General features: G+C 70.9%; 17 protein-coding genes and 1 tRNA gene. 14 read left to right on the top strand and 4 right to left on the bottom strand.

The annotated features are described in order from the left end of the window. Positions 1-69: 69 nt before the first annotated feature. Entirely contained in the window at positions 70-2709 is a 2640-nt protein-coding gene (locus tag LN652_RS10020; RefSeq protein ID WP_230444518.1) for a penicillin acylase family protein, read from the top strand. A 115-nt stretch (positions 2710-2824) separates the two neighbouring features. On the opposite strand, the gene LN652_RS10015 is transcribed toward LN652_RS10020, so the two are convergent. Continuing rightward, positions 2825-3424, bottom strand: a complete 600-nt coding sequence (locus LN652_RS10015) for a 5-formyltetrahydrofolate cyclo-ligase (RefSeq protein WP_230444517.1) — start codon at positions 3422-3424, stop codon at positions 2825-2827. A 22-nt stretch (positions 3425-3446) separates the two neighbouring features. Here LN652_RS10015 and LN652_RS10010 point away from each other — a divergent pair, with 22 nt between their 5' ends. The 9 genes from LN652_RS10010 (at position 3447) to LN652_RS09970 (ending at position 9592) form a co-directional block, all read left to right on the top strand. After that, on the top strand, positions 3447-4850 hold the full coding sequence (locus LN652_RS10010; protein WP_230444516.1) for a UTP--glucose-1-phosphate uridylyltransferase: 1404 nt from the start codon (positions 3447-3449) through the stop codon (positions 4848-4850). Next, a complete protein-coding gene (glp, locus tag LN652_RS10005) occupies positions 4843-6072 on the top strand; it encodes a molybdotransferase-like divisome protein Glp (RefSeq protein WP_230444515.1) in 1230 nt (409 codons plus the stop codon). Before LN652_RS10010 ends, glp begins: the two co-directional genes overlap by 8 nt. Continuing rightward, positions 6072-6563: a cyclic pyranopterin monophosphate synthase MoaC gene (gene moaC, locus LN652_RS10000; protein WP_230444514.1), complete on the top strand. Its 492-nt coding sequence runs from the start codon at positions 6072-6074 to the stop codon at positions 6561-6563. Before glp ends, moaC begins: the two co-directional genes overlap by 1 nt. Further along, positions 6551-7036, top strand: coding sequence for a MogA/MoaB family molybdenum cofactor biosynthesis protein (locus tag LN652_RS09995; protein WP_230444513.1), 486 nt, complete (start codon positions 6551-6553; stop codon positions 7034-7036). Before moaC ends, LN652_RS09995 begins: the two co-directional genes overlap by 13 nt. Positions 7037-7077: 41 nt before the next feature. Beyond that, positions 7078-7683: a GNAT family N-acetyltransferase gene (locus LN652_RS09990; protein ID WP_230444512.1), complete on the top strand. Its 606-nt coding sequence runs from the start codon at positions 7078-7080 to the stop codon at positions 7681-7683. A 60-nt stretch (positions 7684-7743) separates the two neighbouring features. Then, positions 7744-8658 carry a divisome protein SepX/GlpR gene (sepX, locus tag LN652_RS09985; RefSeq protein ID WP_230444511.1) on the top strand — a complete coding sequence of 305 codons (915 nt, stop codon included), beginning with the start codon at positions 7744-7746 and terminating at the stop codon, positions 8656-8658. Between the two features lie 70 nt (positions 8659-8728). Continuing rightward, positions 8729-8804: transfer RNA gene (locus LN652_RS09980), tRNA-Ala, on the top strand. Positions 8805-8951: 147 nt separating this feature from the next. After that, positions 8952-9209: a helix-turn-helix transcriptional regulator gene (locus LN652_RS09975; RefSeq protein ID WP_230444510.1), complete on the top strand. Its 258-nt coding sequence runs from the start codon at positions 8952-8954 to the stop codon at positions 9207-9209. A 65-nt stretch (positions 9210-9274) separates the two neighbouring features. After that, the gene (locus tag LN652_RS09970) at positions 9275-9592 is read left to right on the top strand and encodes a tyrosine-type recombinase/integrase (RefSeq protein WP_230444509.1); all 318 of its coding nucleotides are present in this window, start codon (positions 9275-9277) and stop codon (positions 9590-9592) included. A 667-nt stretch (positions 9593-10259) separates the two neighbouring features. On the opposite strand, the gene LN652_RS09965 is transcribed toward LN652_RS09970, so the two are convergent. Then, complete coding sequence (locus tag LN652_RS09965) at positions 10260-11462, bottom strand: LacI family DNA-binding transcriptional regulator (RefSeq protein ID WP_230444508.1); 1203 nt, start codon at positions 11460-11462, stop codon at positions 10260-10262. A 128-nt stretch (positions 11463-11590) separates the two neighbouring features. On the opposite strand from LN652_RS09965, the gene LN652_RS09960 reads away from it, so the two are divergent. From LN652_RS09960 to LN652_RS09945, 4 genes are all read left to right on the top strand, one after another. Beyond that, positions 11591-12943, top strand: coding sequence for an ABC transporter substrate-binding protein (locus LN652_RS09960; RefSeq protein WP_230444507.1), 1353 nt, complete (start codon positions 11591-11593; stop codon positions 12941-12943). Further along, complete coding sequence (locus tag LN652_RS09955; RefSeq protein WP_230444506.1) at positions 12940-13881, top strand: carbohydrate ABC transporter permease; 942 nt, start codon at positions 12940-12942, stop codon at positions 13879-13881. The genes LN652_RS09960 and LN652_RS09955 overlap by 4 nt, the downstream gene beginning before the upstream one ends. Before the next feature lie 3 nt (positions 13882-13884). Further along, entirely contained in the window at positions 13885-14706 is an 822-nt protein-coding gene (locus LN652_RS09950; protein ID WP_230444505.1) for a carbohydrate ABC transporter permease, read from the top strand. Between the two features lie 84 nt (positions 14707-14790). Beyond that, complete coding sequence (locus LN652_RS09945; RefSeq protein ID WP_230444504.1) at positions 14791-16440, top strand: glycoside hydrolase family 13 protein; 1650 nt, start codon at positions 14791-14793, stop codon at positions 16438-16440. 595 nt (positions 16441-17035) lie between these two features. Here the strand turns inward: LN652_RS09945 and LN652_RS09940 are convergent. Together LN652_RS09940 and LN652_RS09935 are read right to left on the bottom strand one after the other, a co-directional pair. Beyond that, the gene (locus tag LN652_RS09940) at positions 17036-18202 is read right to left on the bottom strand and encodes an MFS transporter (protein WP_230444503.1); all 1167 of its coding nucleotides are present in this window, start codon (positions 18200-18202) and stop codon (positions 17036-17038) included. A 44-nt stretch (positions 18203-18246) separates the two neighbouring features. Further along, positions 18247-18645 (bottom strand): universal stress protein, encoded by a 399-nt coding sequence (locus LN652_RS09935; RefSeq protein WP_230444502.1) that lies wholly within the window; start codon positions 18643-18645, stop codon positions 18247-18249. Positions 18646-18823: the final 178 nt, after the last annotated feature.

Here is an 18823-nt window from a genome sequence, read left to right as displayed (position 1 = left end):
CAGGGCCGGCGCGACGCGCTGGCACTCTGGCCCTTCGACTGCCAATGGTACGGCACAATGGGCAGGACGATGAGCGAGCAGGCACCCACCCCCGCCCCCGACCCGACTCCCGCCGCCGACGACCCCGGCCGGCGGTCGCGCTGGCAGGCGTTCCGCCGCGCGCCTCGGGCCGTGCGCTGGACCGCGTGGACCGCCCTCGGCCTCGTCGTGGTGCTGCTCGCCCTCGCGGCGACCGCGCTCGTCGTCGTACGCCGTCCGCTGCCGCAGACCACGGGCGAGGTCGAGGTGCCGGGCCTCGGCGCCGACGTCGAGGTGCTCCGCGACGCCCACGGCATCCCGCAGCTCTACGCCGACACCGACGCCGACCTGATGCGCGCCCAGGGCTACGTCCACGCCCAGGAGCGGTTCTTCGAGATGGACTTCCGGCGCCACGTCACGGCCGGCCGGCTGTCCGAGCTGTTCGGCGAGGACACCCTCGAGACCGACCGGTTCATCCGCACGATGGGCTGGCGGCGGGTGGCCGAGCGGGAGTGGGCGCTGCTCGCCCCCGCGACGCGCGACGCGCTCACGGCCTACGCCGAGGGCGTCAACGCCTACCTCGCCGAGCGCAGCCCGTCCGAGCTGTCGGCCGAGTACGCCGTGCTCGGGCTCAGCGGCCTCGACTACACCCCCGAGGAGTGGGAGCCGGTCGACTCGCTGGCCTGGCTCAAGGCGATGGCGTGGGACTTGCGCGGCAACATGGACGCCGAGGTCGACCGGGTGCTGCTCTCCCTCGACCACACCCCGGCCGAGATCGACTCGCTCTGGCCGGCCTACCCCTTCGACGAGCACCCGCCGATCGTGTCCGGCGGCGGCGTCGTCGACGGCGTCTTCGAGCAGAACGCCAGCGGCAACGCGACCCGCAACCCGCGCCGACCGGCGTACCCGCCGCGCGTCGTCGAGGCGCTCGAGCGCGTGCAGCAGCGCGTCGACGCGATGCCCGCGCTGCTCGGCTCCGGCCGCGGCATCGGCAGCAACTCGTGGGTCGTCGACGGCGACCACAGCGCCACCGGCATGCCGCTGCTCGCCAACGACCCCCACCTCGGCACCAGCCAGCCCGGCATCTGGATGCAGATGGGCCTGCACTGCCGCGAGACCGGCCCGGACTGCACCCTCGACGCCGCCGGGTTCACCTTCTCCGGCGTCCCCGGCGTGATCATCGGCCACAACGCCGACATCGCCTGGGGCTTCACCAACCTCGGCCCCGACGTGACCGACCTGTTCCTCGAGCAGACCGACGGCGACGACGCCTACGTCCGCGACGGCGAGTCCGAGCCGCTCGACGTCCGCACCGAGACCATCGAGGTGCGCGGCGCGGCCGACGTCGAGCTGCGGGTCCGCGAGTCGGTGCACGGCCCGCTGATCAGCGACGTGTCGTCGGAGTTCGCCACCGTCGGCGCCAACGCGCCCACCGACGAGCCCGGCGAGCGCGGCAGCGGCTACGCCGTGGCGCTGGCGTGGACCGCGCTCGAGCCCGCCCCCACCGCCGACGCGATCCTCGAGCTCAACCGCGCGTCGAACTGGGACGAGTTCCGCGCCGCGGCCGCCGACTTCTCGGTGCCCGCGCAGAACCTCGTCTACGCCGACCGCGAGGGCCACATCGGCTACCAGGCGCCCGGCCGGGTCCCGATCCGTCCGGCCGGCAACGACGGCACGATGCCGGTCGAGGGCTGGGTCAGCGCCAACGACTGGACGGGGGAGTACGTCCCGTTCGACGGGCTGCCGAGCGTGCTCGACCCGGAGGAGGGCTTCATCGCCACCGCCAACCAGGCGGTCATCGACGAGGACTACCCCTACCTGCTCACCGAGGACTGGGACTACGGCTACCGCTCGACCCGGATCCGCGACGCGCTGCTCGAGGAGGGCGAGCTGTCGGTCTCCGAGATGTCCGCGCTCCAGCTCGACACCACGAACCCGATGGCCGAGACCCTGGTGCCCTACCTGCTCGACATCGAGCTGCCCTTCGGCTACTACCGCAACGCCCAGGACCTGCTGCGCGACTGGGACTTCACCTCGCCGGCCGACAGCGCGCCCGCGGCGTACTTCAACGTCGTGTGGCGCACCCTGCTCGAGCGGACCTTCCACGACGACCTGCGCCAGCGCACCTGGCCCGACGGCGGCGACCGGTGGTTCCTCGTCGTCAGCCGGATGCTCCGCGAGCCGGCCGGGCCGTGGTGGGACGACGTCGACACCGACGAGGTCGAGACCCGCGACGACGTGCTGCGCGCGGCGATGGTCGAGGCGCGCGACGAGCTCACCCGGCGCCAGTCGCGCGACGTGCGGCTGTGGGAGTGGGGCCGGCTCCACCACATGGACCTCCACAACGCGACCCTGGGCGAGTCGGGCGTCGGGCTCGTCGAGCGGCTGTTCAACCGCGACGGGTGGGAGGTCGGCGGCGGGTCGTCGATCGTCGACGCCACCTCGTGGAACGCCGTCGAGGGCTACGAGGTCACCGCGGCGCCGTCGATGCGGATGGTCGTCTCGCTCGCCGACTTCGACGACTCGCGCTGGATCAACCTGACCGGCGTCTCCGGCCACCCGGCGTCCTCGCACTACTCCGACCAGACCGAGCTCTGGGTCGACGGCCGCACCCTGCCCTGGGCGTACTCCCGCGACGCCGTCGACGCGGCCACCGAGGACCGGCTGGTCCTCACGCCCGCCGCCGACTGACCCGCCACCGCTGGTCGAGGAGGGCGCCCTGCGCCCGTCGCGAGACCCGGTCGTGCGGGCCTTGGTCTCGTGACGGGACTGCGTCCCTCCTCGACCACCGGGGGGACTTGGTCCGTCAGACCCGGAGGGCGACGACCCCGCGCGACGTCAGCGCGAACCCGACGCGCACGTCGTGCGGGTCGGCCGGCACGTCGAGTCCGACCTCGTCGTCGAAGAGCACCACGGCGACGGGGGTGCCGGCCGGGACGCGGGGGAGCGCGCGGTCGTAGCAGCCACCGCCCTGGCCGAGCCGCGCGCCGGAGGAGGAGACGGCGGTGCCCGGCACGAGCAGGACGTCGGCCTGCGCGATCGCGTCGCGACCGAGCCGCGGACCGGTGGGCTCGAGCAGCCCCCGCACCGCGGGGGCGAGCGAGTCGCGTCCGGCGTACGCCGCCCAGTCGAGGTCGAGCCCGGGCAGCACCACCGGCAGCAGCACCCGCTTGCCGGCGGCCTCGAGCGCGTCGAGCAGCAGGCCGGTGCCGGGCTCGCTGCCGACCGAGACGTACGCCGCGACGGTGCCCGCGCGGCGGACCGGCTCCCACGCCAGCGCGACCCGGGCGAGGGCCTCCGCGTGCGCCGCGGCGGCGGCCAGCGGACGACGTCGTCGCGCCGTCAGGACCTGGTCGCGCAGCGCCGTCTTCGCGATCGACCTGTCCCCGCCCGCTGACGTGCCCACGGCAGCAGCCTACGATCGAAGCATGGCAAGCAAGGGCACCGCACACGGGCTGGACCTCGCACGCGAGAAGATGCGCCAGGCCGGGGTCGACGAGGTCGCGATCGACACGTTCGCGCACTACTACCGGCTCCTCGAGCACGGCGAGACCGGCATGATCGCCGAGGACACCATCGACCCCCTCGACATGGAGTCTCTCGCCGACGTCGACGTCCCCGAGGACGTGGCCGCCGAGGCGATCCGCCACACCGCGGTGATCAAGCTCAACGGCGGGCTCGGCACCTCGATGGGCATGGAGCGCGCCAAGTCGCTGCTGTGCGTGCGCCGCGGCCTGAGCTTCCTCGACATCATCGCCCGCCAGGTGCTGCACCTGCGCAAGGAGTACGACGCGACGCTGCCGTTGCTGTTCATGAACTCCTTCCGCACCTCCGCCGACACCATGGAGGCGCTCGCGCGCTACGACGACCTCGCCGTCGACGGCCTGCCGCTGGAGTTCCTGCAGAACAAGGAGCCCAAGCTCCTCGCCGCCGACCTGATGCCCGCGGCGTACCCGAAGAACCCCGACCTCGAGTGGTGCCCGCCCGGCCACGGCGACATCTACACCGCCCTGCGCGGCACCGGGCTGCTGGCCCGGCTGCTCGACGCCGGCTACCGCTACGTCTTCGTCTCCAACTCCGACAACCTCGGCGCCGTGCCCGACGCCAAGGTCGCCGGCTGGTTCGCCCAGAGCGGGGCGCCGTTCGCGATCGAGGCGGTCCGCCGCACGCCGTCGGACCGCAAGGGCGGCCACTTCGCCCGGCGCAAGGCCGACGGCCGGATCGTGCTGCGGGAGTCCGCGCAGACCCTCGACGCCGACAAGGAGGCGCTGGCCGACCTCGACCGCCACGTCTTCACCTCGACCAACAACCTGTGGTTCGACGTGCAGGCGATGGTCGATGCGCTCGACGCGCGCGGCGGCATCCTCGGCCTGCCGCTGATCCGCAACGTCAAGCACCTCGACCCGAGCGACCCCTCGACCCCCGAGGTGATCCAGGTCGAGACCGCGATGGGCGCGGCGATCGAGGTCTTCGAGGGAGCGCGCACCATCGAGGTCGGCCGCGACCGCTTCGTCCCGGTCAAGACGACCGACGACCTGCTGGTGCTGCGCTCCGACGTCTACGACCTCGGCAAGGACTTCGTGCTCGACCAGGCCTCCGACGGCGTGCCGTTCGTCCAGCTCGACGGCGACTTCTACAAGCTCGTCGGCGACTTCGACAAGCGCTTCCCGGAGGGCGCGCCGTCGCTGCGCGAGGCCGGTGCGCTGACGGTGAAGGGCGACTGGACCTTCGGCAAGGGCGTACGCGTCGTGGGCGAGGTCGCGCTGCGCTCCTCGTCGGCCCAGCGGATCGAGGGCGGCACCGTCCTCGACGACCGGGACGCCGATGCCTGACCTGCTGCCGGTCGCCGACTACGTCGAGCGGATCCTCGCCACCGTCGCGCCGCTGCCGGCCTTCCCGCAGCCGTTGATGGAGGCGCTCGGCCTCGCGCTCGCCGAGGACGTCGTCGCGCCCATCTCGCTGCCGAGCTTCGACAACTCCTCGATGGACGGCTACGCCGTGGTCGCCGACGACGTCGCCTCCGCGACGGCGGACGCCCCGGTGGTGCTGCCGGTGGTGGGCGAGATCGGCGCCGGACAGTCCTCGATCCTCGCGCTGTCGCCCGGCACCGCGGTGAAGATCATGACCGGCGCGCCCGTGCCCGCCGGCGCCACCACCGTCGTCCCCTACGAGTGGACCGACCGCGGCGTCGCGTCGGTCCGCATCGACCGGCCCGCGGCCCCCGGCCAGCACATCCGCCCGACCGGTGACGACATCTCCGAGGGCGACATGCTGCTCGAGGAGGGCACCGTCCTCGGCCCGCGCCACCTCGGCATGCTGGCCGCGGTCGGCCGCTCGACCGTCCGCACCCGCCCCCGCCCGCGGGTCGTGGTGATCTCCACCGGCTCCGAGCTGCGCGACCCCGGCACCCCGCTGGGTCGCGACTCGATCTACGACGGCAACTCCTACCTGCTCGCCGCGGCCGCCCGCGCCGCCGGCGCCATCGCCTACCGCGTCGGCATCGTCCCCGACGAGAGCCACGCGTTCACCGAGGCGCTCAGCGACCAGCTGGTCCGCGCCGACCTCGTCGTCACCAGCGGCGGCGTCAGCGAGGGCGACTTCGACGTGGTGAAGGAGTCGCTGTCGCACCACGGCTCGATGTGGTTCGGCGGCGTCGGCATGCAGCCCGGCAAGCCCCAGGGCTTCGGGACGATCGGCGACGACGACACCCCGGTCTTCACCCTGCCCGGCAACCCGGTGTCGTCCTACGTCTCCTTCGAGATGTTCGTGCTCCCGGCGATCCGCCGGATGATGGGCAAGCTGCCCTACGTCCGCCCGACCGCGCGCGCCCGGCTCACCCACGGCATCTCCTCGCCGGAGGGCAAGGTCCAGCTGGTCCGCGGGCTCTACGACACCGACCGCGGCGGGGCGTTCGTCTCACCGGTCGGCGGCCACGGCTCCCACCTGATCGGCGACCTCGCCACCGCCAACTGCCTCATCGAGGTGCCGGCCGACGTGACGTCGGTGACGGCCGGTGAGATGGTGCAGGTCCGCCGCCTCGACGAGGAGTTCTGATGCCCAGCCCCAGCCCGGCCGAGCAGGACCGGCTCACCCACGTCGACGAGACGGGGGCCGCGCGGATGGTCGACGTGGGCGACAAGGCCGTCACCGCGCGTACGGCGTCGGCGTCCGGCCGGGTCCTGGTCAGCGCGGCCGTCATCGGCCTGCTGCGCGGCGAGGGCGTGCCGAAGGGCGACGCGCTCGCGGTCGCCCGGATCGCCGGGATCATGGGCGCCAAGCAGACCCCGTCGCTGATCCCGCTGTGCCACCCGCTCGCCGTCTCCGGCGTCGAGGTCGACCTCGCCGTCACCGACACCTCGGTCGACATCACCGCCACGGTCCGCACCACGGACCGCACCGGCGTCGAGATGGAGGCGCTGACCGCCGTCTCGGTCGCCGCGCTCACCGTGGTCGACATGGTCAAGGCCGTCGACAAGGCGGCCGTCATCACCGACGTCCGGGTCGAGACCAAGACCGGCGGGAAGTCCGGGCCATGGAGCCGGTGAGCCTGCGCGCCGCCGTGGTGGTGGCCTCCAACCGCGCGGCGTCGGGTGTCTACGCCGACGAGACCGGCCCGCTGATCGTCGCGTGGCTGCGCGAGCGCGGCTTCGCGTGCGAGGAGCCCGCCGTGGTGCCCGACGGCGACCCGGTGCGCGAGGCCGTCGCGGCGGCCGTGGCCGGCGGCGCCCGGGTCGTGCTGACCACCGGCGGCACCGGACTCACCCCGACCGACCGCACGCCCGAGGCGACCCGGCCGCTGCTGGACCGCGAGGTCCCCGGGATCGCCGAGGCGATCCGCGCGGCGGGTGTCGCGCAGGGGGTGCCGAGCGCCATGCTGTCGCGGGGCGTCGCCGGCATCGTCGGCGACTGCCTCGTGGTCAACCTGCCCGGCTCGCGCGGAGGCGTGAAGGACGGCCTCGGCGTGCTCGACCCGGTGGTGCGCCACGCGGTCGAGCAGGTCGTCGGCAGCGACCACTGACACCACCCGTTCCCGGACGACTCGAGGCGACTGAGAGCACGATGACCGCACCTGGCTGGCCCGCTCGTCTGGAGTCCCACGGCGTCGTCGTGCGCGCGCTGCGTCGCGGCGACGCCCGCGCCTGGCAGGAGGTGCGCACCCGCAACCACGAGTGGCTCAGCCCGTGGGACGCGACGGTGCCGCCGGGCGCGGAGCCGCGCCCCTCGTCCTACCGCGTGGTGGTGCGGTCCCTGCTGCACCAGGCCGCGCAGGGGCGCTGCCTGCCCTTCGTGATCGAGGTCGGCGGCCGCTTCGTCGGCCAGGTCACGGTCAGCAACGTCGCGCGCGGCTCCGCCCAGTGGGGCTCGATCGGCTACTGGGTCAGCGCCGACGTGGCCGGTCGCGGCATCGCACCTCGGGCCGTCGCGATGGTGATCGACCACTGCCTCGGCCCGGTCGGGCTGCACCGCGTGGAGATCTGTGTCCGTCCGGAGAACTCCAGCTCGCTGCGGGTGGTGGAGAAGCTCGGCCTGATGGAGGTCGGCTTCGCGCCGCGCTTCCTGCACATCGACGGCGACTGGCGCGACCACCGGATCTTCGCGGTCACCCGCGAGGAGGCCCCTGCGGGCGTCGAGGTGAGGCTGGCGACACACCAGTCACACCAGTAGATCTGCGACACACCACTTGACATCCGCCCCGGTCGCGCTCCGCGCTCCTAGGCTTCGTGCGTGGACCTGAGCGCGCTGATCTTCGTGGCCCTTGCCGTCGCGTGGGCCGTCTACCTGATCCCCAAGGCCCTCAAGCACCACGACGAGGTCGTCCGCAGTCGCTCGGTCGAGAAGTTCTCCCACACCATGCGCGTGCTCGCGCGCCGGGAGCCGGTCGACCGTCGCAACGCCCGCCTCGTCGTCGCACCGATCAAGGCCGCCCTCCGCCCGCCGGTCGAGACCAAGGCCCGCGCGGCCGTCGAGCCGGTGGTCGAGCCCGTGGCCACCCCGGTCACCGCCCCCGCCCGTCGTACGCCGTCCCCGCAGGCCGAGCGTGCCGCCGCGCGTCGTGCCGCGAAGCGCCGCCGCAACGTCCTCGGCGTCCTGCTGCTCGCCAACGCCGTCGTCGTCGGCCTCGCGGTCGCCTCCGTCGTCGCCTGGCCGTGGACCGCCGTCCCCGGCGGCCTGCTGGTGGCCTGGCTGGTCGCCTGCCGGGTCTCGGTGCGCCGTGAGCGGGCCCGACGCTCCACCCGATCGGCGATCGAGGTCGGCGTCCCGTCGCGACCCGCACCGGTCATCCCGGCCGAGCACGGCACCGACGAGACCGAGGCGACCGGCGACCCGGTGGTCGCCGTGGTCGAGGTCGCCACGCCGGCCACGGCCGAGCGCGAGGCGGTCGCCGCCGCCGAGGCGCCCGCCGTGACCACCGGTGAGATCCCGGTCGTGGGCGGCTGGGAGATGGTCCCCACGACGCTCCCGACCTACGTCAGCAAGCCCGCCGCGCAGCGCCGCACGGTCTCCACCATCGACCTCGACTCCACCGGCGTGTGGTCGAGCGGTCGCAGCGACGAGGACTCCGCCCTCGCCCGCTCCGCGGAGGAGTCCGCCCGCTCCGCGCGGGAGTCCGAGGAGCGGCGCCGGGCCTCCGGCGCCTGATCGACCGGGTCGATTGGGACGCCCTCGGGCGGCTCGTGTATCTTTCATCCCGCGTTCCTCTCGAACGCTTGGGGCTGTGGCGCAGTTGGTAGCGCGTCTCGTTCGCAATGAGAAGGTCAGGGGTTCGAATCCCCTCAGCTCCACCAAAACCGCTGGTCAGGGCCGTGCCCGCCATCCCGACAAGGGAGGCAGGCATGGCCCCTCAGTATTTACTCCGCACTTTGGATCTCGTCGCGTCGCGAGGACGCGTTCGTTCTCGCTCGGTCTCGGTGGCCCTCGGACACCTGAGGAGCATGATTTCCGAGACGACTCGAGACACCACCGACAAGTCCACGACGCCGTCCCTCGGTGACGACGTCCTGTCCCTGTCCGAGCTGTGCACGCAGCTGCACGTCACCGCGCAGACGATCTACGACCTGCGCAGCCAAGGCCGCGGTCCCCGCGGCTTCCGGCTCGGGCGCGAGCTGCGGTTCCGGAAGCGTGAGATCGACGCCTGGCTGTCGCGCCTCGAGAGCGAGGACGACCAGCACCACTACCCAGGTCGGCGCTGATGGGCCGACCTCGCACCCCGGTCGGGGCGTACGGCACCATCACCACCCGCCGCAACGGTGACCGCGTGATCGCCGAGACCCGCGTGCGCGACGACGACGGACGTCTACGCCAGGTCCGGATCTCAGCACGAAGCCGGGCGCAGGCGACCAAAATCCTCAAGGAGCGACTGCTCAACCGACCTCGCTTCGGCGCCGCCTCGTTGCTGACGCCACAGAGCAGCTTCGGGGATCTCGTCGACGCGTGGCTGGCCCAGCTCGAGGCCCAAACGCTCGCCGAGAACACCAAGCAGAACTACCGCGACCAGGTGCGCCTGCACGTGCTGCCCGCCTTCGAGCACTTCTCATTGGCCGAGGGGACTTCTGCACGGATAGGTGACATCTGAATCTGCGTCGATGTGTCGGCGCTGCGCAAGTCCTTCGCACGATCATCGGCAGACCCGGCAACTGGCGTTGCCAATAGGGACACACCCAGTGAGAGCCACACGACCAGCGTGGGCAGCCGAATTGGAGGCGACGGCCCAGACACCTGGACTGAGCCTCGCCAGATTCGACCCTGCCGTCACTGAAACAAGCATCCGCGGGGCGGTCATCGGGACAGCGGTCCAGGTGGCCCTACGACCAGCGGCGCACGTGCGGCGGATGTGGTCCGTTCGAGCGAGGACGCGGTCGAGAACCACCTCATGTGCGGCGGCGGCGGCGGCGCGGGAGCCCCGCACTGGTGTCCGAGGTCGTGCCCTAGAAACGCTGCACGGAGAAGCGATAGGTCGGCCACGCGCCGCCAGGCGGCGAATGTCGTTGGACCAGGGCGCGCGGCTGAGGCCGGGGGAGTTGCTCGCAAGGTCACCGCCGCCGCGCCCTGGGGCCCTCCACACAGTTCTCCGCCGTACTGGTAGCGAGGGCGGCGCTGAGGCCGCTGGCGGCTCCGGGGGAGTGTCGAGTATGACGACACTCAATGACGAGGACTTCGATGCGGGCGGATCCGCGTTCGGCACGGTCCGGGTCAGCAGGGAGGTGGCACAGCCTCACGTGACCGGGCTAGCGTTTTCAGCGCTAGTCGGGGTCAGTCAGGCGCGTGGTGCTGCCACGGGGCACTAACCGGGTCGGCACGATGATCGAGGAGTGGGAGCCATCCGCGTGGCCAAGCACGCCGAGGACAAGCCGGCCCGCGTGCTGACCCTGCTCGAACACTTCTTGCCGAACCGACGTCAACCCGACCTGCGCGGAGAGAGGGTGGTCGTCGATGCCGATGACCGAGATGTCCTCGGGAACACGGAGGCCAGCCTGCCGGATGGCTCGCAGGGCGCCGAAGGCGATCTCGTCGGAGTGCACGAAGACCGCCGTCGGGAGCTCACGCAGGGTCAACAGCTCGGCCATGGCCTGTGCCCCCTCGTCGGCGCCCCACGGTGACCGGATCAGGAGCTCCGGGTCCGGTTCGACACCGACGGACCTCAGCGCCTCGGTGTAGGCAAGGGCACGGCCGTCGATCGGCCACACCACCGCGTGGGGGTCGATCGCGTCGATCATGGCGATCCGGCGGTGACCAAGGTGGAGCAGGTGGTTCATCGCCTGCCAGCCGGCCTTGTGGTCGTCGATGCTGACCAACGGGTACGGGGCCGACTGACCGCCGGCCGCCACGATGCCCACGCCCATGAGCGCGAGTCGTTCCTGTTCCTCGGGGTTGACCGGGATGCCGACCACCAGGACGGCGTCCACCTTGCGGCGCGCGGGCAGGTCGTGGAAGAACGAGCGCCGGTTCTCCGCGTCTCCGACGTGGTAGAGCATGAGGTCGAGGTTGGCCTGCCGGAGGACCGACTCGATGCCGTTCAGCATCTCCCCGAAGAACCACCGCGACAGGTGGGGGACGACCACCGCGACCCTGCCGGTCGACCCACCGGACAGCGCCGACGCAGCTGGGGACACGACGTAGGACAGCTCGGCCGCGACCTGCAGGACCCGCGCCCGGGTCTTCTCCGAGACGCCGTAGGCACCGTTGAGCGCTCGCGAGGTCGTCGCCATGGACACGCCCGCGGCGCGCGCGATGTCCTCCATGTTCACGTGCGTGGAGCCGAATGTCGGAACCGCTTCCGACTCTTTACGGCGAGGTGAGCGGCGAGAGCGGGAGGCGCCGTCGTCGGCGTCAGGGGCGGCCATAGGTCTCACTCTAGTCAGGCAGCGGTTCGCCGCACCACAGCCACGCCCGTGACCGTGACTTTCGCCGCTCACAGTGGCGCTCTGGCCGACCTCCTGGAACACGGGTCCGGGGTCACGGGCCATCCGGATGTCGACCGGATCGGACCGTTGACACCCCTTTCAGGCGTGTGACATGGTTCACGGAAACGTTTCCGAAATGCCTCGGAAGCTCTCGTCCTTGGAGGGAACTCATGACCGCTGCTCACCGTTGGATCCGCGGGACTCGTCACCGCCTCGTCCCGGGTGCTGCCGCGCTGGTTGCCGCCTCGATGCTCGCGGCGTGCTCGTCGCCGGGCAGCGGGGGCGCCGGCGAGGCCGACACGACCGTCGACCCCGACGCCATCAGCACCGAGGTCGGCGACGAGGAGGTGGAGATCACGCTCTACGACGGTGCCGGTCTGAAGGCCATCGACGACGCCCTCATCGAGGCCTTCACAGAGCAGTACCCCAACATCACCGTCAAGACCAGGTTCGACCCCGACGACGTGCAGGCCCAGAACGCACCCCGCGTGCTGGCCTCTGACGACCCGCCAGACGTCGCTCGCATCAATGCGCTGTCCGACATCGTTGGCAACAACCAGCTCACCAACCTCGACCCCTACGCGGAGGCGTACGGCTGGAACGAGCTTCCCGAGGGGCAGCTCGCGATGTATCGCGTCGACGACGAGGGCGTCCGCGGGTCCGGCTCTCAGTACACGGTCGCGAGCGGGTTCGTGCTGACGGGCATCTACTACAACAAGGACGTGGCCGCCGAGCTCGGCGTCGAGCCCCCGACGACGCTCGAGGAGCTCGAGTCGACCATGGCCGCCGCCAAGGACGCGGGTGTCACGCCCATCATGTCCGGCAACCAGACCGGCGGCGCGACCTTCGCGGTCCAGATGATGATGAACAACACGGTCGGCAAGCAGCCGATCAACGACTGGGTGTTCAACGTCCCCGACGCCACCGTCGACACCCCGGAGGCGCTCGAGGCGGTCGAGATCGTCAAGGGCTGGGTCGACGACGGCTACTTCAACGACGACGCCAACGGGACCGACGGCACGGTGGCGCTCGGACGCTTCGTCGAGGGCGAGTCCCTGTACTTCTTCTCCGGCAGCTGGGACGCCTCTGCCCTGCAGGACCAGATGGGTGACAAGGTCGGATTCGTCCTCGCACCCGTCGGTGACTCGGGTTCGCCGCTCGGCATGTCCGACCCGGTCTCGAACTTCGGCATCCCCGCGCAGTCCGACCAGAAGGACGCCGCGGCGGCGTTCTTGAACTTCCTGCTCTCGCCCGAGGCGCGCCAGATCGTCGTCGACACGGGAGCCGGCCCGAGCGGCGTCGGCGACACCCCCGAGACGGAGCCGGGCTCGCTCAAGGCCGAGGTGCAGGACGCCTTCACCCAGCTCGTGGAGGCGGACGGTCAGGTGCAGTTCGTGCAGAACGCCACGAGCGGCATCAACGCCGACTGGCTGTCGCAGACGCAGGAGCTCCTGGCGGGTCGGGTCAGCCCGGCCGACTACCTCGCCAACATCCAGGGCGCGTACGAGGAACAGCTCCAGTGAGCAGCATCCTCGGCACCGCACGCGTGGGTGAGGCCGTGGGCGGGCCCGTGGGCGGGCGCGCCCGGCCTCGATCCCGGCGGACCACCAGCTGGAGCGGATGGCTCTTCGCCCTTCCTGCGCTGGTCATGTACGTGGTGTTCGTCCTGCGCCCGATCGTGACCGCCTTCCAGTACTCGTTCTACGACTGGGACGGCATCACGGCCTCGGAGTTCGTGGGGATCGAGAACTACCGCCGCGTGCTCACCGAGCCGGAGCTGCTGGGGACCATCGGGCACTCGTTCTTCCTCATCATCTTCTTCACCCTGATCCCCGTCACAGGTGGCCTGCTGATCGCGGCACTGCTGCAGGAGCTCAAGCTCCGCGGGCTCGTCACCACGGCGCGCACACTGCTCTTCCTGCCCCAGATCATCCCGGGGGCGGCCGCAGCGATCGCGTGGGTGTGGATGTTCTCCTCCAACGGCGCCGTCAACCAGCTCCTGCGTGCGATCGGCCTCGAGAGCCTCACGCGAGCCTGGCTCGGTGACTTCACCTGGGCGCTGCCCTCGGTCGGTGTCATCGGCAGCTGGCTCGGACTGGGGTTCTGCACCATCCTCCTGATCTCCGGGATGGGCAAGATCGACGGATCGATCTACGAGGCAGCCCGCCTCGACGGCGCCGGCTTCTTCAACACCTTCCGATCGGTGACGCTCCCCGGACTGCGTCACGAGATCGGGGTGTGCGTCACGATCACGATCATCGCCGCTCTCGCCAGCTTCGACATCGTCCTCATGTCGACGCAGGGCGGGCCCGGCAGCTCGACCATGGTTCCCGGGGTCCTGATCTACCAGCTCGGCTTCACGGAGTCACGCGTCGGACTGGCCAGCGCCGTCGGCATCGTGCTCACGGTCCTCATCCTGGCCGTCATCCTGCCCATCCAGCGGTTCTTCAGGGAGGTGTGACCCATGCGATCGGTGCGCGAGAGATTTCCCGGCGTCCTCCTGCTCGTCGTGACGATGCTGTTCTGCATCTTCCCCCTCGTCTCCATGCTCTCCGCGGCCCTCCAGCCGCAGGGCTCCGTGCCGTCCGGCATCAGCTGGCCCAGCGACCCGCAGTGGCACAACTTCGCCGACGCGTGGAAGGTCGCCGACATCACCCCTCTGCTCGTCTCGAGCCTCATCCTGGTGGCCGGTGTGGTTCCGCTGGCGGCGCTGTTCGCGACGATGGCCGGGTACGCCCTCGGGCAGCTGAAGGTTCCTGGCGGGAACGTCTTCTTCGTCCTCCTCCTCTTCGGGCTGACCCTTCCCCAGGAGGCGACGATCGTCCCCCTCTACTACCAGATGAGGGACTACGGCCTGCTGAACTCCCGGCTCGGGCTCATCCTCGCTCTCGTGGGCGGGTTCATGCCGTTCGCCGTGTTCTGGATGCGGGCGCACTTCATGTCCATCCCCAAGGACCTCACGGAGGCCACGGCGATCGACGGTGCCAGCACGTGGAAGTCATTCCGCTACGTCCAGATCCCGCTCGCCATCCCGGCCATCTCGTCGATGTGCCTCCTGCTGTTCCTGTGGACCTGGAACAACTTCCTCCAGGCGATCACGCTCATCGACGAACCGTCGCACCGCACGATGGCCGGCGCTCTGCTCAACTTCGTGGGCCAGTACTCGACCGACGTGGTGCTCCTGAACGCCGGGTCGCTGATCATCATGGCGCCCACGATCATCGTGTTCCTGGTCTTCCAACGGCAGTTCTCCAAGGCCATGCTGGCCGGCGCCGTCAAGGGCTGAGTCCTCTTCTCCCGGGCCCCGCGCCCTGCAGTCGCGCACCTCCGCGCACTGCTCCTCCTACCGCCTCGACGAGGAAGGTCGGTCATGTCGACGTCCACGCGTCACGACGACGCATGGTGGCGCACCGCCGTCATCTACGAGATCTACCCACGCAGCTTCACCGACGCCAACGGCGACGGTCATGGAGACCTGCCCGGGATCACCAGCCGGCTGCCGTACCTGCGCGACCTCGGGGTCGACGCCATCTGGATCGCGCCGTGGTACCCCTCGCCGATGGCCGACGGCGGGTACGACGTCTCGGACTACACCGGCATCCACCCGCTGTACGGCACCCTCGACGATGCGCGACAGCTGCTCGAGGAGGCACACCGGCACGGTCTGCGGGTCCTCATCGACCTCGTCGCGAACCACACGTCGAACCAACACCCGTGGTTCCGCGCCGCGCTGGCATCGGCACCCGGGTCGCGCGAACGCGATCGGTACATCTTCCGACCCGGTAAGGGCGAAGGAGGTCACGAGCCGCCCAACAACTGGATCAGCGCGTTCCGCGGCTCGGCGTGGACGAGGGTGCCCGGCTCGTCGGACGACTCCGGGGAGTACTACATGCACACCTTCGCTCCGGAGCAGCCCGACCTGAACTGGGAGTCCGAGGACGTCAGGCTCGCCTTCGACGACATCCTGCGGTTCTGGCTGGACCTGGGCGTGGACGGTTTCCGCGTCGATGCGGCGCCTGCGATGGGCAAGAAGGCCGGCCTCCCGGACGCGGTGTACTCCCGCGACCTGCAGTTCCAGTCCTCCGAATGGGTCGACAACCCGCACTGGGACGTCGACACCCTGCACGAGGTCATGCGCCGGTGGCGAGCCCTCATCGACACCTACGGCCCAGACAAGGTCTTCGTGGCGGAGGCGGTCGTGAGCGGTCCCGAGCGCCTCGCCGCGTACCTGCGACCCGACGAGCTGCACACGGCGTTCAACTTCCCCTACGTGCACGCCAGCTGGGACCCGGCCGAGCTGCGCACCGTGATCGACGACGCCCTGGACGCGCTCGACCTGGTCGGCGCCCCGGCCACCTGGGCGATGTCCAGCCACGACGAGATCCGCCACCTGACGCGCTTCGGACGAGACGTCGGAGGAGCACCACTCGAGCTGGAGGACAGGGCGATCAGCGACGTGGCTCTCGGCCGTCGTCGCGCCCGAGCCGCCATCTTCCTCACGCTCGCACTCCCCGGCGGTGCGTACCTGTACCAGGGCGAGGAGCTCGGCCTCCCAGAGGTCGAGGACCTGCCTGCGGAGGTCCTCCAGGACCCCGTCTTCCACCGCTCGGGCGGCAGGATCCGTGGCCGTGACGGCTGTCGCGTCCCGCTCCCGTGGTCCGGCCGCACGCAGCCCTTCGGGTTCTCCCCGCCGGACGTCACGCCGTGGCTGCCGCAGCCGGCGGCGTGGGCGGAGCTCTCCGTTGATGCACAGGACGGTGAGCCTGGGTCCATGCTCACCCTGTATCGCCGACTCCTGGCGTTGCGACGTGGGATCTCCGACCTCCGCGACCCCGGCCTGACCTGGATCGACTCGCCCGAGAGCGTCCTGCACTTCCGTCGGGGGGCGAGCTTCGAGTGCGTCGTCAACCTCGGCAGCGCGCCGATCAAGCTCATTGACGTGCCAGTCCTGATCAGCACTCGGGGCGAGTCCGAGCGTGAACTGCCTGCCGATGCAGCTGCTTGGCTGATGGCGGATTGAGAAAGGCGATCAGGGGAGGGTGTGGCGGTCCAACATCGGCACGGAAGCGGTACGCGAGCGAACCGACTGCGGCGCGGGACTGGGCGGACGCAAGGTTTGCGGGACGCTTTCCTTGCGGCCGCCCGCCCGGTTCCCGGGTGCGGCCCACATCTGGACTGCTTCCCGTCGACCACCGCGACGAGGAGTGGCGCCAGCGGGGGGTGCTCATCTCGTAGCAGCGATTCCCACCTCGTCGACTCTGTCGGTGTCCAGGCGAGGACGAGTTGAGCTGATGAGCCACATGAAGATTGGCGTGATCATCGGGGTGGATCCCACCAGTTGTCCGTGACGATCGAGGTCGTCGACACTCAGGAGCATGGGGTCGGGTGTGGCCCGGGTGCGGCTCTCCGACACCGGCTACAACCTCAAGACTGACGCCCTGGATGCCGATCGCGCGGCACCCGCTCGTCGACACTTTGGACAAGCCACGTCCCGGACCCGCACACCGACGCTGCGTCCACCGTCACTCGCTCGGTAGACCCTCACCAAAGCCGCTCACTGTGACAAAGGTCGTGCAGATCCGGGCGTCGCCCAGTTGACGCAGTCATGCCAGACGTCATCGTTTCCAGACGTCGCGCGAACCGACGGCTGCGGCGCCGAGGGCGAGGGCGGTGCACCAGAGCACTCCGGCTGCACCGGCGCCGGCAGCGACGAACCCGGCGGTGGATGGGACGAGCACCTGTCCCAGACGGTTGCCGGTCAGACGCAGGGACATGGCACGACCGCGGAGCCCTGCTGGAGTGGCCTCGGCGAGCCAGGACATGGTGAGCGGCTGGCCGACGCCGAGGCCGAGGCCGAGCACGACGACCACGACGGCGAGGGCCGCCTCTGGCATCGGGGTGGGTAGCAGCGCCATGGTGAGGGCGGACAGCACGATGCTGCCGGTGAGGAGTCGCCCGCGGCCCAAGCGTTCTGCGAGCTGGCCGAGGAAGAACCGCGACACCATAGAGGCGCCGGCGCGCAGCGCTAGGAGGGCGCCCACGATGCCGGCGCTGATGCCGGTTTCGGTGCCGAGCAGTGGCAGGTACACGAGGCTGATGTCGACGGCAGCAAGGATCAGGCAGCTGATGGTCAGTGCACGCACGAGTCCGGGGCGTCGCAGGAGGTCGCGAACGCCGCCGGCTTCGGCGGTGGCCACCGCAGCCCCGGCTGCGGTGCGGGGCAGCAGCAACGCGGTGGCGAGCGGGAGGACGCTCAGGCCGGTGGTCCACCCGAAGATGGCGGCGGTGTCGGGAATGGTGCTCCCGCCGCCGAGCAGCACGATGAGGCCCGGCCCGATGGCCTGCCCGGTGGACGCTGCGAAGGTGTAGCGGCCGAACGCCTTGTCGTAGCCGGCGCGCTCGATGCGGTTCGCGACGAGCGCCTGCTGCGACACCATGCATCCGAGGTGACCGGTGCCGAGCAGCGCGCACGCGCCCAGGAGCCCGGCGACGGTGCCGCCGGCGAACGCGAACGTGAGTGCCGCGGCGAGGGTGAGGACACCGCCGACGACCATGACCCGCCGTTCGCCGTACCGGTCGGCGGCTTGCCCGGAGGGCAGTGCGAGGACGAGGGGGACGACGGCGAAACTGGCGCCGAGCGCGCCGAGCCACGCAGCGGGGACGTCGAGCTCGATGGCGCGGTAGATCGCGGTCGGGCGGAGGACGAACGTGATGCCCCGGATGAGGACGGTGTTGGCGAAGAACGCGAAGAGCCACCGCGGTGGCCGGGTGTGACGCCTCACCGTTGGTGGCTCTCCTCTGGCTGGCTAGCCCTCGCGCGTGAAATCTAGCCAGCAGTCTTGACGGTCAGCACCGGGCAGGTCGCATCGAGGATGACCTCCTGCGCGGTGCTGCCGAGCAGCAGCTTCCCGACGGGGCTGCGGTGGCGGACGCCGATGACGATGACCTCGGCGGCGAGCTTCGCGGCCTGGTTGACGATCTCGTCGGAGATGCGGCCCGAGGCGACGTGATTGCGCACGGACACCTCGATGCCGTGGGAGACCAGCGACGACTCGAGGTCGGCGACCTGGTCCTCGGAGAGGAAGTGCTCGTCGACAGCGGCGTCACCGCGGGTGGTGTTGAGCACGGCCAGAGTGGTGTGGCGGCGCTTGGCTTCGGCGACGGCCTCCTCGAGGGGCCCGACCGAGAAGAAGCGCGCTCCCCGTGGTTCCGACCACGAAGGCACCGGTAGACCTCGCCGGCCTGCGCGCTCGGCGGCGCCAGACAGGTCCGCTTGGACCCTGTGGCGCCCCGCTGCGCACCGATTCGCAGCACCCACCAGCGCGGAACCGATTCCGCATGGATGGAGGACTGGCCTGAACGCGACATCAGGCTGGCGCCCGCCAGTACCAGGCGGCGCTGCT

The sequence above is a fragment of the Nocardioides okcheonensis genome (assembly GCF_020991065.1).
Classification (GTDB): Bacteria; Actinomycetota; Actinomycetes; order Propionibacteriales; family Nocardioidaceae; genus Nocardioides; species Nocardioides okcheonensis.
Note: the sequence above shows the minus strand (reverse complement) of the source record. Positions and strands in the feature narration are given on the sequence as shown.

Bases quoted from the DNA above. Each gene is read 5' to 3' on its own strand.
- LN652_RS10020 (WP_230444518.1), top strand. From the start codon at position 70: ATGAGCGAGCAGGCACCCACCCCCGCCCCCGACCCGACTCCCGCCGCC.
- LN652_RS10010 (WP_230444516.1), top strand. From the start codon at position 3,447: ATGGCAAGCAAGGGCACCGCACACGGGCTGGACCTCGCACGCGAGAAG.
- glp (WP_230444515.1), top strand. From the start codon at position 4,843: ATGCCTGACCTGCTGCCGGTCGCCGACTACGTCGAGCGGATCCTCGCC.
- moaC (WP_230444514.1), top strand. From the start codon at position 6,072: ATGCCCAGCCCCAGCCCGGCCGAGCAGGACCGGCTCACCCACGTCGAC.
- LN652_RS09995 (WP_230444513.1), top strand. From the start codon at position 6,551: ATGGAGCCGGTGAGCCTGCGCGCCGCCGTGGTGGTGGCCTCCAACCGC.
- LN652_RS09990 (WP_230444512.1), top strand. From the start codon at position 7,078: ATGACCGCACCTGGCTGGCCCGCTCGTCTGGAGTCCCACGGCGTCGTC.
- LN652_RS09975 (WP_230444510.1), top strand. From the start codon at position 8,952: ATGATTTCCGAGACGACTCGAGACACCACCGACAAGTCCACGACGCCG.
- LN652_RS09960 (WP_230444507.1), top strand. From the start codon at position 11,591: ATGACCGCTGCTCACCGTTGGATCCGCGGGACTCGTCACCGCCTCGTC.
- LN652_RS09950 (WP_230444505.1), top strand. From the start codon at position 13,885: ATGCGATCGGTGCGCGAGAGATTTCCCGGCGTCCTCCTGCTCGTCGTG.
- LN652_RS09945 (WP_230444504.1), top strand. From the start codon at position 14,791: ATGTCGACGTCCACGCGTCACGACGACGCATGGTGGCGCACCGCCGTC.